Origin of the sequence: Arthrobacter oryzae (assembly GCF_030812315.1) — a bacterium.
In the GTDB taxonomy this organism is placed as follows: domain Bacteria; phylum Actinomycetota; class Actinomycetes; order Actinomycetales; family Micrococcaceae; genus Arthrobacter; species Arthrobacter oryzae_B.
Genome location: NZ_JAUSSM010000002.1, coordinates 641,499 through 656,939 on the forward strand (window position 1 = coordinate 641,499; position 15,441 = coordinate 656,939).

17 protein-coding genes and 1 tRNA gene are annotated in these 15,441 nt (G+C 66.3%); 8 read left to right on the forward strand and 10 right to left on the reverse strand.

What is annotated here, in order from left to right; translation table 11 throughout:
* The first annotated feature begins 29 nt into the window (after nt 1–29).
* On the forward strand, nt 30–695 hold the full coding sequence (locus J2S97_RS06475) for a mechanosensitive ion channel family protein (RefSeq protein ID WP_307047629.1): 666 nt from the start codon (nt 30–32) through the stop codon (nt 693–695).
* A 2-nt stretch (nt 696–697) separates the two neighbouring features.
* Nucleotides 698–1,153: a globin gene (locus J2S97_RS06480; RefSeq protein WP_307047631.1), complete on the forward strand. Its 456-nt coding sequence runs from the start codon at nt 698–700 to the stop codon at nt 1,151–1,153.
* 69 nt (nt 1,154–1,222) lie between these two features.
* Here the strand turns inward: J2S97_RS06480 and J2S97_RS06485 are convergent, their stop codons facing one another.
* Entirely contained in the window at nt 1,223–1,888 is a 666-nt protein-coding gene (locus tag J2S97_RS06485) for a hypothetical protein (protein ID WP_307047633.1), read from the reverse strand.
* Between the two features lie 63 nt (nt 1,889–1,951).
* Here J2S97_RS06485 and tesB point away from each other — a divergent pair, with 63 nt between their 5' ends.
* Entirely contained in the window at nt 1,952–2,932 is a 981-nt protein-coding gene (gene tesB / locus J2S97_RS06490; RefSeq protein ID WP_307047635.1) for an acyl-CoA thioesterase II, read from the forward strand.
* Between the two features lie 108 nt (nt 2,933–3,040).
* Here tesB and ettA read toward each other — a convergent pair whose 3' ends face one another.
* The 3 genes from ettA to J2S97_RS06505 form a co-directional block, all read right to left on the reverse strand.
* Nucleotides 3,041–4,723, reverse strand: a complete 1,683-nt coding sequence (ettA, locus tag J2S97_RS06495) for an energy-dependent translational throttle protein EttA (protein WP_307047637.1) — start codon at nt 4,721–4,723, stop codon at nt 3,041–3,043.
* A 127-nt stretch (nt 4,724–4,850) separates the two neighbouring features.
* The gene (locus tag J2S97_RS06500; RefSeq protein WP_307047639.1) at nt 4,851–5,480 is read right to left on the reverse strand and encodes a DUF6993 domain-containing protein; all 630 of its coding nucleotides are present in this window, start codon (nt 5,478–5,480) and stop codon (nt 4,851–4,853) included.
* Nucleotides 5,481–5,545: 65 nt separating this feature from the next.
* Entirely contained in the window at nt 5,546–6,124 is a 579-nt protein-coding gene (locus tag J2S97_RS06505) for a single-stranded DNA-binding protein (RefSeq protein ID WP_307047641.1), read from the reverse strand.
* Nucleotides 6,125–6,345: 221 nt separating this feature from the next.
* Here J2S97_RS06505 and J2S97_RS06510 point away from each other — a divergent pair.
* Nucleotides 6,346–6,418 (forward strand) — tRNA-Arg (locus tag J2S97_RS06510).
* A gap of 232 nt (nt 6,419–6,650) precedes the next feature.
* Nucleotides 6,651–7,082, forward strand: a complete 432-nt coding sequence (locus tag J2S97_RS06515; protein WP_307047643.1) for a LapA family protein — start codon at nt 6,651–6,653, stop codon at nt 7,080–7,082.
* A gap of 78 nt (nt 7,083–7,160) precedes the next feature.
* On the opposite strand, the gene J2S97_RS06520 is transcribed toward J2S97_RS06515, so the two are convergent.
* The 5 genes from J2S97_RS06520 to J2S97_RS06540 form a co-directional block, all read right to left on the reverse strand.
* Entirely contained in the window at nt 7,161–7,337 is a 177-nt protein-coding gene (locus tag J2S97_RS06520; RefSeq protein WP_307047645.1) for a hypothetical protein, read from the reverse strand.
* A gap of 107 nt (nt 7,338–7,444) precedes the next feature.
* On the reverse strand, nt 7,445–7,876 hold the full coding sequence (locus J2S97_RS06525) for an SRPBCC family protein (protein WP_307047647.1): 432 nt from the start codon (nt 7,874–7,876) through the stop codon (nt 7,445–7,447).
* Nucleotides 7,877–8,099: 223 nt separating this feature from the next.
* On the reverse strand, nt 8,100–8,957 hold the full coding sequence (locus tag J2S97_RS06530; protein WP_307047649.1) for a sugar phosphate isomerase/epimerase family protein: 858 nt from the start codon (nt 8,955–8,957) through the stop codon (nt 8,100–8,102).
* Entirely contained in the window at nt 8,954–10,168 is a 1,215-nt protein-coding gene (locus tag J2S97_RS06535; protein WP_307047652.1) for a dihydrodipicolinate synthase family protein, read from the reverse strand. The genes J2S97_RS06530 and J2S97_RS06535 overlap by 4 nt, the downstream gene beginning before the upstream one ends.
* Nucleotides 10,168–11,337: a Gfo/Idh/MocA family protein gene (locus J2S97_RS06540; RefSeq protein WP_307047654.1), complete on the reverse strand. Its 1,170-nt coding sequence runs from the start codon at nt 11,335–11,337 to the stop codon at nt 10,168–10,170. Before J2S97_RS06540 ends, J2S97_RS06535 begins: the two co-directional genes overlap by 1 nt.
* Before the next feature lie 159 nt (nt 11,338–11,496).
* Here J2S97_RS06540 and J2S97_RS06545 point away from each other — a divergent pair, with 159 nt between their 5' ends.
* From J2S97_RS06545 to J2S97_RS06555, 3 genes are all read left to right on the forward strand, one after another.
* Nucleotides 11,497–12,594, forward strand: a complete 1,098-nt coding sequence (locus tag J2S97_RS06545; protein WP_307047802.1) for a LacI family DNA-binding transcriptional regulator — start codon at nt 11,497–11,499, stop codon at nt 12,592–12,594.
* The gene (locus J2S97_RS06550) at nt 12,582–13,343 is read left to right on the forward strand and encodes an alpha/beta hydrolase (RefSeq protein ID WP_307047656.1); all 762 of its coding nucleotides are present in this window, start codon (nt 12,582–12,584) and stop codon (nt 13,341–13,343) included. Before J2S97_RS06545 ends, J2S97_RS06550 begins: the two co-directional genes overlap by 13 nt.
* A 77-nt stretch (nt 13,344–13,420) precedes the next feature.
* On the forward strand, nt 13,421–14,068 hold the full coding sequence (locus J2S97_RS06555; protein ID WP_307047658.1) for a GNAT family N-acetyltransferase: 648 nt from the start codon (nt 13,421–13,423) through the stop codon (nt 14,066–14,068).
* Nucleotides 14,069–14,110: 42 nt separating this feature from the next.
* Here J2S97_RS06555 and J2S97_RS06560 read toward each other — a convergent pair whose 3' ends face one another.
* On the reverse strand, nt 14,111–15,349 hold the full coding sequence (locus J2S97_RS06560) for an ROK family transcriptional regulator (RefSeq protein ID WP_307047660.1): 1,239 nt from the start codon (nt 15,347–15,349) through the stop codon (nt 14,111–14,113).
* Nucleotides 15,350–15,441: the final 92 nt, after the last annotated feature.

Here is a 15,441-nt window from a genome sequence, read left to right on the forward strand (position 1 = left end):
CCGGTGAGCAATAAGGAGCATCCCTGCCGATGTACAGCATGTTGTCGATCACCCCACCCGTCGTCCCGGACGTCTCCGGAATCAACGCCGCCGGAATTGTGATCAGCATCGGGGTTGGCGTTGGAGTGTGGCTCGCGGCCACCTTCGTGATTGCCGGAATCACGAAGAGCGTTGCCGCCGGCACCTCATTCTTCAAGAAGCCCCACTTCAAGTGGGTTGCCCCGGCCCTGCGCGCCCTGGACCACGAGCGCCGCGTCCTGCGGGCGAGGACCATCGGCTCGCTGCTGAACAGCGTGGCCAGCGTCCTCATCGCCGTCATCACCATCATGTATGTCCTCAAGAACCTGGATGTGGACATCGCACCGCTGCTGACCAGCGTGGGTATTTTGGGTGTCGCCATCGGTTTTGGCGCCCAGCAGCTCATCCGCGACTTCCTGGCCGGCATCTTCATCACGATCGAGGACCAGTACGGCATCGGCGATGTCATTGAGACCAGCGAAGTGGTGGGAACGGTGGAGTCCATGGGCCTCCGCATCACCCGCGTCCGGTCGGAGGACGGGGCCATCTGGTACCTGCGCAACGGCGAAATCCTGCGCGTGGGCAACCGCTCCCAAGGCAACTACGTGGCACCGGTGGACGACTCCGCGGACGTACCCCACCCTGATTCGGCACCCCAACAGAAGGCCGGAGAGTAGCCATGAGCACACCATCCCCTGAACAGAGCCAGCCGAAAATGCTGATGCAGAACGATCCGTTCACCCAGCCCGGCTACACGGACAATTTCTATGACGCCGTGGGCGGCCACGAGACTTTTGTGAAGCTTATTGACGTCTTCTACGACGGCGTGGCCACGGACCCGCTGCTCCGGCCGATGTATCCGGAAGAGGACCTGGGACCGGCCAAGAGGCGTTTCCTGATGTTCCTGGAGCAGTACTGGGGCGGTCCCACCACGTACGGCGAAGAACGCGGCCATCCCCGGCTGCGCATGCGCCACATGCCTTTCCGGGTCACCCCCGAGGCCAAGGACCGGTGGCTGCACCACATGCGCACGGCAGTGGACGCGCTGGAACTGCCGCCGCTCTACGAAGGCACGTTGTGGGACTACATGGAGCGTGCTGCGCTGTCCATGGTGAACAGCCCCTCCGACGCCTGAGACCTGGCCTGGCCGCAGGGTACCTACGGGCTGCCGAGCCGCCGGGGTGCCGGGCCTCCGGGGTGCCTGTCAGAGGCCCAGGCCGGCACCCGTGCGGGCCAGGACGTGGCCGCGGCTGCCGCTGAGCCGGAACCAGCGCCCGGCCCGGTAGAGCTTCTGTTCATCGCCGCCCAGGAACCCCAGCGTCAGGGCGGCAAACGCAGCCCCGGCCGGGAGTCCGCCGCCGCCGGGCAGCTCGCGGCCCCATACGGCGGCGCGGGCATTGTTGACGATCAGGGCGCCCGGTTTGTCCGGGACGATGCCCGCCACTTCGGAGATGCCCGCTTCCGCGGCGGCCCTCAGGTCGGCATCGGCAATCGACCCCACCGGCTCCCAGCCTGACCTGGGGGCGCTGACGCCGGCCCAGGACTCGGTGACCGTTGTGGGCGGAACGGGCAGTTCGACGTCGTTCTCTCCCGCGCGGGCGAGCCTGTCCAGCACCGCTGAGAGCGGGACGGTGACGTCGGTCGACGCCGGCTCGGCCAGCGCCATGGTCCGCAGGCCAAGGATGGTGGGCGTGGATTCGCCGAGCAGCCGTGGCCTGAGCACACACACGTAGGCGGCGAGCACGGAGCCTGAGGCCTGAAGCCGGATGGCGCCGTCGTCAATGGCCTTGGCACGCGTGACGTAGGTTCGGAGATCGGCCAGATCACGCGGATCGGCGAAGCGGAAGGACTGGGTTAGGACATCTGACACATTAAGGACTCTACCGGCTGAGCCGCGGTTGAGGAGCGCCGGGGCGACGTCTAGAGTCAAACCATGACTGAAGCGGAAGCCGGATTACAGGCGTTGCCCCTGGAGGACCCCACATCCTCGCTCATTGAACTCCTGGATCTCGGCGAGCTTGAGGGTGCCCGGACCGACGAGGACATCTTCATGGGACCGTCCCAGCGCCAGCCCCGGCAGCGCGTCTTTGGCGGACAGGTCCTGGCGCAATCGCTCATCGCGGCAAACCGGACCGTTGATCGTGCCCGCAGCGTTCATTCGATGCACGGGTACTTCCTGCGCCCGGGCGACGCCAACAAGCCCATCACGTTCGGCGTCCAGCGGTTGCGCGACGGCCGTTCCTTCTCGGCCCGTCGGGTCCACGCGTACCAGGATGGCACGCCCATCCTGTCCATGATTGCCTCCTTCCAGGAGGAGGACGAGGGGATTGACCACCAGTCCCGTATGCCCGACGGCATCCCCGACCCCGAGTCGCTACCCAGCACGGCAGACCTCCTGGGCAAGTTCGACCACCCGGTGGCACGGCACTGGGCCTACGAACGTCCGTTCGATATCCGGCATGTGGACCCGCCGCTGTACATTTCCGCGGAGGGCGAGAGGAAGGCCCGCAATGCCGTCTGGATGAAGACCTTCGGGCCTATGCCGGACGACGCCAATACGCACCGCGCAGCCCTGGCCTACGCCAGCGACTACACCCTGCTGGAATCGATCCTGCGCAAACACGGACTGAGCTGGATCACGCCGGGCATGAGCGTGGCAAGCCTCGACCACGCAATGTGGTGGCACCGGCCAGTGCGCGTCGACGAATGGCTGCTGTACGTTCAGGAGTCGCCGAGCGCCCAGGGTGCCCGCGGCCTTGCCACCGGCAAGATCTTCAGCCGGGACGGCCAGCACGTCGCGTCCGTCGCGCAGGAGGGCATGGTCCGGGTGCCGACCGACCTGAAGAACAAAGTGGTGGGCGCCTTCCAGACGAAGGTCCTCCAGCACCAGATGCGCAAAGGCGGGAAGGACTAGGCCTGAGCTGCTGACGCACGGCGGCCCACCGCCTCAGGGCATATAGAAAAAGGCCGGTTTCCCCTCGGGGGAAACCGGCCTTTTGCATGACCCGGGTGGCTTGGGAGCCTAGTCGCGGGTCAGGCGGCGGTGCGTCACGCGGTGCGGCTTGGCCGCATCGGGGCCGAGGCGCTCCACCTTGTTCTCCTCGTACGACTCGAAGTTTCCTTCGAACCAGTACCACTTCGACGGGTTTTCCTCGTCACCTTCGTAGGCCAGGATGTGGGTGGCAACCCGGTCCAGGAACCAGCGGTCGTGTGATACCACAACGGCGCAGCCGGGGAATTCCAGCAGCGCGTTTTCGAGGCTGCTGAGCGTCTCGACGTCCAGGTCGTTGGTCGGTTCGTCAAGGAGCAGCAAGTTGCCGCCCTGCTTGAGGGTGAGGGCCAGGTTCAGGCGGTTGCGTTCACCACCGGAGAGGACACCGGCCTTCTTCTGCTGGTCCGGTCCCTTGAATCCGAATGCCGCGACGTAGGCACGGGACGGCATTTCAACGTGGCCCACCTGAATGTAGTCCAGGCCGTCCGACACGACTTCCCAAAGGGTCTTGTTGGGGTCGATGCCGCCGCGGCTCTGGTCCGCGTAGGAGATCTTGACCGAATCGCCGATCTTCAGGTCGCCGCCGTCGAGCGGCTCCAGGCCAACAATGGTCTTGAACAGGGTGGTCTTGCCGACACCGTTGGGGCCAATGACGCCAACGATGCCGTTACGGGGCAGCGTGAAGGACAGCCCGTCGATGAGGGTCCGGTCCTCGAACCCCTTCTGCAGGTTCTTGGCTTCCAGCACCAGGCCGCCGAGGCGGGGTCCCGGCGGGATCTGGATCTCTTCGAAGTCGAGCTTGCGGGTACGGTCCGCTTCTGCGGCCATCTCCTCGTAGCGGGCCAGGCGGGCCTTGGACTTGGTCTGGCGTCCCTTGGCGTTGGAGCGGACCCACTCGAGTTCTTCGGTGAGGCGCTTGGCCTGCTTGGCGTCCTTCTTGCCCTGGACTTCGAGGCGCGCGCGCTTCTTCTCCAGGTAGGTGGAGTAATTGCCTTCGTACGGGTACAGGTGCCCGCGGTCAACCTCGGCGATCCATTCCGCGACGTGGTCAAGGAAATAACGGTCGTGGGTGACGGCCAGGACGGCGCCGGCGTAGTTGGAGAGATGCTGTTCCAGCCAAAGCACACTCTCGGCGTCAAGGTGGTTGGTGGGTTCGTCGAGCAGCAGCAGGTCCGGCTTCTGGAGCAGGAGCTTGCACAGCGCGACACGGCGGCGCTCACCGCCGGAGAGCAGCGTGACGTCAGCCTCGGGCGGCGGGCAGCGGAGGGCATCCATGGCCTGCTCCAGCTGGGAGTCGAGATCCCAGGCGTCCGCGGTGTCAATGGCTTCCTGGAGCTGGCCCATTTCCTCGAGGAGCACGTCGTAGTCAGCGTCCGGGCTGGCCATTTCCTCGGAGATCTCGTTGAAGCGCTGGATCTTGCCGAAGATCTCGCCCACGCCTTCCTGTACGTTGCCCAGGACGGTCTTTTCCTCGTTCAGCGGCGGCTCCTGCAACAGGATGCCGACGGTGTACCCGGGGCTGAGCCGGGCCTCACCGTTCGAGGGGGTGTCCAAACCGGCCATGATCTTCAGGATGGTGGACTTACCGGCGCCGTTCGGGCCAACAACACCAATTTTGGCGCCAGGGAAGAAGGACATGCTTACGTCGTCAAGAATGAGTTTTTCGCCAACGGCCTTGCGGGCCTTGGTCATTGTGTAGATAAATTCCGCCATGGTTCCAAATCTAGTGGGTCGGCGGGGTTAACTCACATTCGCGGCCTTCATCCATGCCGTCCGGCATCGTTCGGACCGGGACACCCGGCAAAGCGGAAGTCAGGAGACGCGGAGGTCTCATGGAGGCTCAGCCGCCGACGAAGCACTTTCCCGTCGCCAAAACCGGAAGGACTGTGACCACGACGCTTCCGTCGCGGATCTGGCCGATCACGCAGTCCTTGCCCTGCAGCGCAGCAGCCTCAATGGCATCAACTTCCAGGCCGGTGGGCGTGCGGCCGGCGGATACCTGCAACGAACCTGCCGGTATTCCGGCGCCGGTCAGGGCCGCTGTCAGCTGTTCCTGGCCGGGTTTCGGGTTGCCGACAACTACTCCGCGAAGGGCGTTACCCACGGTTTCACTCAGCCGCGCGGTGGCAGCGTCCAATTCGGGCTGGTCCGCGGCCGACGACGCAGCAGGCCCGGTCGTGGTCGAAGACGACGGCTGCGCACTCTGCGGTTCCGATGCGACGGCCGCAGCCTGCGATACCGGGGCCGAAGTGCCCGACTCCGCTCCGGTGCAGCCGGCGATGCCCGTGACGAGTACTGACGCCGCGATGAGCGACACAGTCACACTGCGAACGCGGCGGCGGTTTCCGGGCTGCTGGTTTCCGGACTGCTGCCTTCCAGCCGGCTGGTTTCCGGGCTGGCCGTTTTGGGATTGTTGGTTCTCGGACTGGCGGATTCCGGCCTGGCGCCGGGGTGTCTCTGCTCGGATCACCTTGCCATTCTGCCATGCGGCACCGCAGGGGACGGTGCCGCACTCGCGGCATCAGCGGGACATGTTCAGGCGGCGGCCCCGGTAAGTTCCCCGGTCTCCGAATCGAGCTCCAGGACGTCACCGTTATCGTCCTCGAAGATCCCTCCGGCGGCCGGGTCAGCGTTTTCGTCATCCTCTCCGCGGTCCCCGGCGTCCTCAGGATCTTCCGCGTCAGGCACGACACCGCCGTCCGGCGCTCCGGCGGCAGATCCTTGCTGACCCTGTCCCGCACCGGGCTGGGCGGCGTTTCCGGCCGTGCGGGTGAAATTGGCGGAACCCCACATAAGGTCATGGCCGACGGACTCTGCGTCAATCTCGGCAACGTGGTAAATTCGGCCGTCCTTTTCCCAGCTCCGCATTTTGAGCCGGCCCACGATAATGACGCGCTGGCCTTTCTTGATGCTGCATCCAATGTTGCCGGCAAGCTGTCGGTAGCCCTGCACGGTGAACCAGTTCGTGTTGCCGTCGACCCATGTGCTTGATGCGCGGTCATACCGCCGGACCGTGGAACCGAGCCGAAACGATGCGGTGGCCACTCCCCCGGGTGTGGTGGAACTCCTGATCTCCGAGGCGACGAAGCCCCGGACTGTGATGTTGTCAGTCATCTTGGTGTCCTGTCTCGAATGATGGTGCCCTACCTGGCACCTTCAGCTTCACTCCGCGCCCGGCATCGGAGCGAGGGGCCGCCATCCGTATGTGCAAAACCCAGGGCGACGCCCGGATGTTGGGGACAAGTCAAAACGCCGCCAACGGGCTGACTGGCCGAAAGCGCATGGCACTGTAAACTTTTCTAGGCGCCGCCGGAATGGTCCGGCCCCGCCAACGTGCCCCAGTAGCTCAGGGGATAGAGCAGCGGCCTTCTAATCCGCCGGTCGGGGGTTCGATTCCCTCCTGGGGCACAAAAAGGAAGCGGTTCCCGCCTGCGCCAGCGCAGTGGGAGCCGCTTCCGTCTTTCCACGCGGCCGCGGCCGGAGGACAGTGTTAACTAACCCATTGGAAATGGCACAGCGCATTCCTCCATGCCTTTTTAGCTAAGCATGCTTATGATTTTAGTGTGGCGCCGACTCATTCGAAGTGGCGTCGGCGCCACATCTGCCGCCACGGCGGATCACCTCGGAGAGGATGGACCGAATGACTCAGCACTCGCACGACTACGATCCGAACGAGACGGCCCCGGCATCAGCGCAGGCTCAACCCGTCAACCCGGAGCGCCCGGTGCAACCCGGAAACCCGGAGCCGGTTCCGCCGGGTGCAACGGCTGGCCCAGCGCCTGCTACGCCGCCTGCCCCGGAGGACAGGCGTGTGACACGCGCCGGCATGGTCTGGGCGGCTGTCGCCACCGCATTGGCGGTGATGGTTCTGCTGATCGTATTCATACTGCAGAACCAGGATTATGTGCAGGTCAGATACTTCGGGCTGGAAGGGGCTGTGCCACTGGGCATTGCGCTGTTCATCGCCGCCGTGGGCGGCGGCATCCTGGTGGCGGTTGCCGGCGCTGCCAGAATTATTCAGCTTCGCGCGGCGGCCCACCGGAGAAAGGTCCTGGCGCAGCGGGTCCGATAGGGACGCGCCGGGAGCGAGGGACGCACCATAAGCTGGAGGCACGCCGCGAAGCGCCGGCCGCTGATCCGGCCAGCCAGGTCACCTGTGCTCGGAGCTGCCCGGGTGCCCTTCGGGAGTGTCATCCATCCCGGCGATATCGGGCTCTATTGTTGCGGCCAGGTCGCTGTCGACGGAATCCCGCGCAGCCTCGTCCACCGGCCGCGACGTTCCGTCGTCGCCTCGCGCGGTGCCGTTTTCGTCTGGAATCTCAGTCATGAGGCCAAGTTAAGCCTGTTCCGGGTGCTTGTCGAGGCTTCGCGCCCCGCTACACGGCACCACGTTACGACAACGCCACGGACAGCGCTCCGGATGGCATGGAAACTTTAGCGCTCCAAAAGCTCCTTCAGGTTTCGCAGCACCATTTCCCAAAGCTTGGTCGATTCCTCTGCCTCGGAACCGCTCTTGTTGTTGCCTTGCGTGATGGTGACCCGGGTGCCTTCCGGCTTCTCGTCCAGCCGGTATTCCACGGTGTGGTAATTCTCCGGCGCATCCGGCAGCCCCGTCAGCGGGCTGTAGTGGGTAATGCGGAGGAGTTCCTCGTGCCGGTTTTCCAGCACGATGCCCTTGTCTTCGTAGCTCTTGCCTTTCCACTCCCCGGCGAAGGTAACCGGATCACCTTCCCGCCAGGTGGTGGTCACATTCGTGCCGAGGAAATACTGTTTGACAATTTCCGGATCGGTGAGCGCCTTCCACACCCGGTTCCGCGGGGCTTCCACGAGGACGGACGCTTCCGCGTCCTTGATCTGATCATTCATCCCTGTTCCTCCTGGGCCTCAGGATACGCGCGGAGGTTGACCGTGTTAAGAGAACAAGTGTTCCGGGAAACAACCGCCGGCAGCAAAGAGAGGGCAACCATGGCAACGGCCCGGCACCGCATTGCGCTGCCGGGCCGTCAGTGGGGCGCGCGCCCCGGCCGTGACGAAGCAGGGGCACGCGGTCTGGTCAGGAAGCACGCCGTTGGGGGAACGGCGCGGCGCATCAGGCGTATGGCTGGACGAGTCCTGCGTAGCGCTCCTTCATGGTCGCCAGGACGCTGTCGCCGTCAGCGTCCCAGATTTCCTGATTGAAAATTTCCACTTCGATGTCGCCGGTGTATCCGGCGTCGCGGACCCAGGTGCCGATGGTCGCGAAGTCGATGACGCCGTCGCCCATCATGCCCCTGGACAACAGTGCGTCGGCGGCGATTGGCAGGTTGAAGTCGCACACCTGGTAGGAGGCAATGCGGTTCTCCCGGCCGGCCCGTTCGATCTGCGCCTTCAGTTCCGGATCCCACCACACGTGGAAGGTGTCGACGGCGACGCCGACCGCCTTCGCGTCGTACGGTGCCGCCAGGTCCAGCGCCTGGCCTAGCGTGGAGATCAGGGCACGGTCGGCGGCATACATCGGGTGCAGCGGTTCCAGCACCAGCCGGACGCCATTCTCGACGGCAAACGGAACCAGGTCCGCGAGGCGGTCAGCGACGCGCTGGCGGGCCGCCACCACGTCCTTCTCCCCCGGTGCGAGGCCGCCGACCACAAGGAACAGTTCCCGGGTGTCCAGCGCCACGGCTTCCAGGATGGCGGCGCGGTTGTCGGCGAGCGCCGCAGCCTGCCCCTCGGCGTCGGCCGCCGTCAGGAAGCCGCCACGGCAGAGCGAGGACACCCGCAGGCCGGCGTCCCTGATGAGCTTGGCGGCCTTGTCCACGCCGGCTTCGTGCACGCGGTCACGCCACGGGCCGATCGCCGGGATGCCGGCACGGGCGCAGCCGTCGACGGCCTCGGCCAGGGTCCACTTCTTGGTGGTGGCGCTGTTGAGGGAAAGTCGCGAAAAAGGGGACGGTCCTGAATTAGATGTCATACTCCCACTCCGTTGATGCGCAGGTAGTCCGACATCCGGAACGCGGCCAGGGCCGGGTCCTTCAGCAGCCCGGCCTGGTCGGCCAGTTCAAAGGTCTTCGCCAGGTGCACCACGGAGCGGCCCGAGTGCAGTCCGCCCACCATCTGGAAGCCCGGTTGCTTGCCGTTGAGCCAGGACATGAACGCGATACCGGTCTTGTAGTAGAACGTGGGTGCGCTGAAAATGTGCTTGCCCAGTTCCCGGGTGGAGTCCAGGATGGCGCGGGCCCTGACGGCGTCGCCGGCGTCGTAGCATTGCAGTGCTGCCGATGCTGCCGGGTAGATGGCGGCGAAGATGCCCAGCAGGGCGTCCGAGTGGTGCGTGCCGTCGCCGTCGATCAGTTCCGGGTAGTTGAAGTCGTCGCCGGTGTAGAGGCGGACGCCTTCGGGGAGTGCCGCGCGCAGCGCAACTTCGTGGCTGGCATCGAGGAGTGAAACCTTGACGCCGTCCACCTTGTCCGCGTGCTCCCGGATCAGGGACAGGAACGTTGCAGTAGCCGTGGAAACGTCGTCGGAGCCCCAGTAGCCGGCCAGGGCGGGATCGAACATGGTGCCGAGCCAGTGCAGGATGACGGGCTGGTCCGCTTCCTGCAGCAGCGTCGAGTAGACGTGCAGGTAGTCATCCGGCCCGGTGGCAACCTTCGCCAGGGCGCGTGAGGCCATCAGGATGACCTTGGGCCCGGCCTCGGATACAACGGCGACCTGCTCCCGGTAGGCGTCGAGGACGGCCTGGATGCCGGCGGCGCCTGTGGGCAGCGTTGCCGGATCGAGCTGGTCGGTGCCGGCGCCGCAGGACACCAGGTCGCGGACGGACTTGCCTGCCGTGGCGGCGTTGCGGGAGGAGACCACCGAGGCCGCCTCCACGCCGGTGCGCTTGATCAGCTGCTGCGTGGCAGCCCAGTCCAGGCCCATGCCGCGCTGGGCGGTGTCCATGGCGTCTGCCACGCCGAGGCCGTAGGACCAGAGCTCGTGCCGGTAGGCCATGGTGGCATCCCAGTCGAGGCGCGCCGGGGCGCCCGGGGTGTTATCGGCGGTGACTTCCGGGATGACATGGGCGGCGGCGTAGGCGTGCCGCGAGGTGATGGGGGCCGATGGCCGGGACCAGGCGGGGGCGGACTGAAGCCGGTATTCGCGGGTTCCGCCGTCGTGGGTGGGAAGGATCAGCGATGTCATTAGAGCGTGATCTCCGGGATGTCGATGGTGCGGCGTTCGTCGTTGGACTGCAGGCCAAGCTCGGCGAGCTGCACGCCGCGCGCGGCGGAGAGCAGGCCGAAGCGGTGTTCGCGGCCGGCAACGACGTCGCGCAGGAATTCTTCCCACTGCAGCTTGAAGCCGTTGTCCAGTTCGGCGTTGGCGGGGACTTCCTGCCACTGGCTGCGGAAGGATTCCGTGACGGGCAGGTCCGGGTTCCAGACCGGCTTGGGCGTGTGGGCGCGCTGCTGGGCTACGCATTTGTTGAGGCCGGCAACAGCGGAACCGTGCGTGCCGTCGATCTGGAATTCAACCAGCTCGTCGCGGTAGACGCGGACGGCCCAGGAGGAGTTGATCTGGCCGATGACCGGTTCGCCCGCCGGCGTTTCGAGTTCGAAGATGCCGTAGGAGGCGTCGTCAGCGGTGGCCTGGTATTCCTTGCCGGCCTCGTCCCAACGTGCCGGAATGTGGGTGGCGGTCTTGGCATTGACGCTTTTGACCTTGCCGATGATGCCTTCGAGGACGTAGTTCCAGTGGCAGAACATGTCCGTGGTCATTCCGCCGCCGTCTTCCTTGCGGTAGTTCCAGGACGGCCGCTGTGCTGCCTGCACGTCGCCCTCGAACACCCAGTAGCCGAATTCGCCGCGGATGGACAGGATGCGGCCGAAGAAGCCTTCGTCGACCAGGCGGCGCAGCTTGACCAGGCCGGGGAGGTACAGCTTGTCGTGCACAACGCCGGCGGTGACGCCGGCTTCCTTGCCGATGCGGGCCAGTTCGATGGCCTCTTCGAGGGTTTCGGCCGTGGGCTTCTCGGTGAAGATATGCTTGCCGGCCAGCATGGCCTTCTTCAGCGTGGCAGCCCGGAGGCTGGTCATGGAGGCATCGAAAATGACGTCCACGGTGGGGTCGTTGATCACTGAGTCGAGGTCCGTGGTCCACTCCGCCACTTTGTGAAGCTCGGCGAGTTCACGGATCTTGGCTTCGTTGCGTCCCACCAGGATGGGCTCGACCTGTACCTTGGTGCCGTCCTCCAGCGTGAAGCCGCCGGCGTCCCGGATGGGGAGGATGGAGCGCAGCAGGTGCTGGCGGTAGCCCATCCGGCCGGTGATGCCGTTCATGGCGATGCGGATCGTCTTTGTTTCGAAGCCCATGTGTCCTCCACGGTTCGTAGCTCAGTAAATTGTTGGGAAAGCGCATTCCCACTGCATTTATGATGCATCTTTCGGGGCCACATGGCAAGCGCTTTCCCGAAAGTCGGTCAAACTGCCATAATGGCCAGTAAGCGCACGTTGGCTGAACAGGAGATACCGGTGGCTGCAAGTACCCTCACCGAGGTGGCACGACTGGCCGGGGTTTCGCCGGCAACTGCATCACGCGTCCTCAACGGTTCCGCCCGCAAGCCGGGGCCGGGCGTGTCCGAGCGGGTGCGCCAGGCGGCCGAAACCCTCGGCTATATCCCCAACGCCCAGGCACAGGCCCTGGCAAAATCCAGCTCGGGACTTGTGGGCCTGATTGTGCACGACATCGCCGATCCGTACTTTTCCGCCATAGCCCGCGGCGTACAGGAGGTGGCCCGTGAGCAGCACAAAATGGTTCTGCTGGCCACCACGGGCGGAACCCCCGCGGATGAGAAGGAAGCTGTGGCCGCTTTCGCTGCCAGGCGGGCGGACGCCATCGTCATTGCCGGCTCGCGGTCCCGCCGGCCGGAGGACGAGAAGGGCAACGCTGACCTTGCCGCCGAACTGGACCGCTACTGCCGTAACGGCGGACACGTGGGCGTCGTGGGACAGGCGATCGTCGGCGCCGGAGCGTTGGACGGCTACCACCTGGTGGAGGTGCCGAACGAAGAGCTGGCCATGGAACTCGCCGGCAAGCTTGCCGCCAGCTATTCAGGGGACTTCGTCATCATCGGCGGCCCGGAGGGGCTGATCACCTCTGATGACCGGATCCGCGGCTTCCAGTCCGGCCTTGCCGCGGCCGGCCGTCCCGCCGCCGAGGTGCTCCGCGCATCCTTCAACCGCGCCGGCGGCTATGAGGCGGGGCTTGAGCTGGCCCGGCGGATCCAGGACGCCCGTGCCTCCGGTGCGTCGAAAGAGGGAGAAAAACCAGGCCTGTGCATCCTTGCGGCAAACGATGTCATGGCCATTGGCGCCACGGCGGGGCTTCGCTCCCAGGGCTTCAGAATTCCACGTGACGCCCTGATCGCCGGGTTCGACGACATCGAGACGCTCCGGGACTTCCGGCCGGGGCTCTCAACGGTCCGCCTTCCGCTCGAGGAAATCGGCCGCCTGGCCACGCTGAGCACCGCGGGTGCTGAAGCTCCCGACGGCGGGGACGGCCACGACGACGACGGGCCGTCCGTTACGGGTCAGGTGACACTCAGGCGGAGCACCGAGTGGACGCCCTGACGGGAAGCCCCACGGCGCCGGCCGGCCTCAGCGTCATCCCTGCTAACGGGGAACCGCTCCGCGAGTCCCCGGCCATGCTGGTCCTTCCCGGCGGCGGCTACGAACGCCACGCCGACCACGAGGCCGAGCCGGTGGCCGGCTGGCTGGCGTCGCTGGGCATCCACGCCTTTGTGCTGCGGTACCGGGTGGCGCCGCACCGCCACCCGGCGCCCCTGCAGGATGCCAAGGCCGCCCTCGCCTGGATCCGGACCGGCCGGCACGGACTCGCTGTAAACCGGTCGCGGGTTGGTGTCCTCGGGTTCTCCGCCGGCGGCCATCTTGCGGCCACACTGGCCGCCGGCATCCCCTCCGGCGAGGAATCACTCGATGTACCGGGCTCCCGGCCCGACCTGTCCATCCTGTGCTATCCCGTGCTGTCCTTCGAAGCTGCCGTCCACCAGGGCAGCATCAACAACCTGCTCGGCGCCTCGCCATCCAAGGAGATCCTGGCGGGACTGTCTGCCGAGCTGACTGTCACCGGCGACACTCCCCCGGCCTTCATCTGGCACACTTTTGACGACGGAGCCGTGGATGTCGAGCACAGCCTCCGGTATGCCCTCGCGCTGCGCCACGCTGCTGTGCCCGCCGAACTGCATGTCTATCCGCATGGCCGGCATGGGCTGGGCCTGGCTGCCGGGGTCCCCGGCGTGGAGCGGTGGACGGAGCTGTGTGCCACGTGGCTTGCCGGGCGCGGCTGGCGCCCTGCCTAGGCGGGCACCCGAGCCCACGCCTGAGATTCGACGCAGCGGCGTTCCGTCGCAGCAGGCAACCGGTCTAGCCTGTTTCCATGACCGCCAAGCGATCCGACAGCCCTGCACCGGTGACCGCAGCGCCCGTGACCACCGCGCCGGTGACCACTGCGCCGGCCGAATGGCCCGACGTCGAACGCCTTTTCGGTGTTCGCGGCGAGCCGTCGCGCTGCTGGTGCAGGTTTTTCGCCCTGACCGGGCCGGAATGGAATGACTCCGCTCCCGGGGACCGTAAGAACCAACTACGGGAAAAGTTCGACGCCGGCGCACCGGCGCCCGGGGTCCTCGCCTTCAGGGACGGCCAGCCGGTGGGCTGGTGCGCGGTCGAACCGCGCGGCTGCTACCCGCGGATCCTGCGTTCGCAGGTTTTGAAGGCCGCCGGCCCGGCCGCGGCCAGCCAGCCCGGGGACGGACCTGAACTGCCCGTCTGGTCGGTGAGCTGCTTCGTCGTCGCACCGGGCCACCGCCGCACCGGTGTGGCTGCAGCGCTGCTTCAGGCCGCCGTCGGCCATGCCTTTGCCCACGGCGCCGGCATCGTGGAAGGCTACCCCGTTGTACCTGAGCAGCGGCCGAAAGCGGGCCCCGCCGATCTCTACCACGGAACCCTGAAACTGTTCCTGGCCGCCGGCTTCAAGGTAGTCAGCGACGCGGTCCCCGGCCGGGCGGTGGTCCGGCTCGTCGCCTAATCCTGAACACCGGCCCGGCCTGAGCACAGCCCGGCGCGAAGCCTATCCTGCCGGTGTCAGGCTGAACGGGGCGGCCAGGACGGAGCGCAGGGAACTTCCGGCCGCACCCAGCAACGCCGCGGACTGGCCCAGCTCCGAGACCGCAACCCTGTCGGGACTGACGACGCCGGGCGAATAGTCGGCCAGGCTCCGCACCACAGCGGGAGTAATCCACGGTCCCATCTGGGTGAAGTGGCCGCCGAGCACCACGGCGGACAGGTTCATCAGGCGCGCCGTGGATGCCGCGGCAATCCCCAGGTAGTGGCCTGCGCGGGCGACCGCTGAAATGGCGGCCGAATCTCCGGAGGCGAGTTGTTCGCGGAGCCCCGCGAGCCGCACGGATGCCGTGCCCGGCGGAATGCCTGCTTCGGAGAAGATGGCCTCCTGCCCGGCGAACGTTTCCAGGCAGCCATGGCCGCCGCATGAGCAGTCGGGCCCGGACGGTTCCACCACCATGTGGCCCACCTCGCCTGCCTGCCCCCGGGGGCCTGCGAACAGTTCGGAGCCGATCACCAGGCCACCACCGACCCCCACTTCCCCGGAGACAAAGAGGTAGTCGTGGAAATCCAGTCCGTGCCCGTACCAAAGCTCGCCCAACGCCGCGCAGTTGGCTTCATTGTGCAGGACCGTGCCGAACGGCGCAGCGGGAAGCAGCCTGCCAAGCTCCAGTGCAACCCCGCGCCAGTGCAGGTTGGGGGCGCTGTCCACAGTCCCCGATGTCGCGTCCACGAGTCCGGGAACAGCAAGTCCACCGCCTAAAATCACGATTCCGGCCGCGGACGCTTCGGCAGCAATGTCGCTGACCAGCCCGGCCAGCAGGGTCATGACGGATTCGGGCGACTCGCCGCGGTTGCTGCTTTCCAGTGTCCTGTGGATCCGCAGCGTTCCGCCAAGGTCCAGAAGCCCGGCCGAAATATAGTCGACATTGATTTCCATGCCCACCACGCCGCGGCGGTTGCTCAACTCCAGGGCCACGCCCGGGCGGCCGCGTTCACCGTCCCGGGCAGCGCCGGACTCCGCCACCAGCCCGGCATCCACCAGCTCCGCGACGAGGCTGGACACGGAGGCCTTGGTGAGGCCCGTCCGGGCCGCCAGGTCAGCACGTGTTGGGTGCATGTCCGGATCACTGCGCGCCTTCGCCAGGGAAGCCAGCACCCGCACCAGGTTTCCGCGCCGGACATCCTCGACGCGGCCGGGCGCAGGGCGGCCCGGACCGCCGTCGGCATTTTTTTCCAGAGACATTTCCGCCGCCTTGATCATTGACCTAAGTCAATCATGATGCATATAGTTCAGATTGAAAACTAATTGATCCTCCGGCTCCCCAGCAGTGGCCG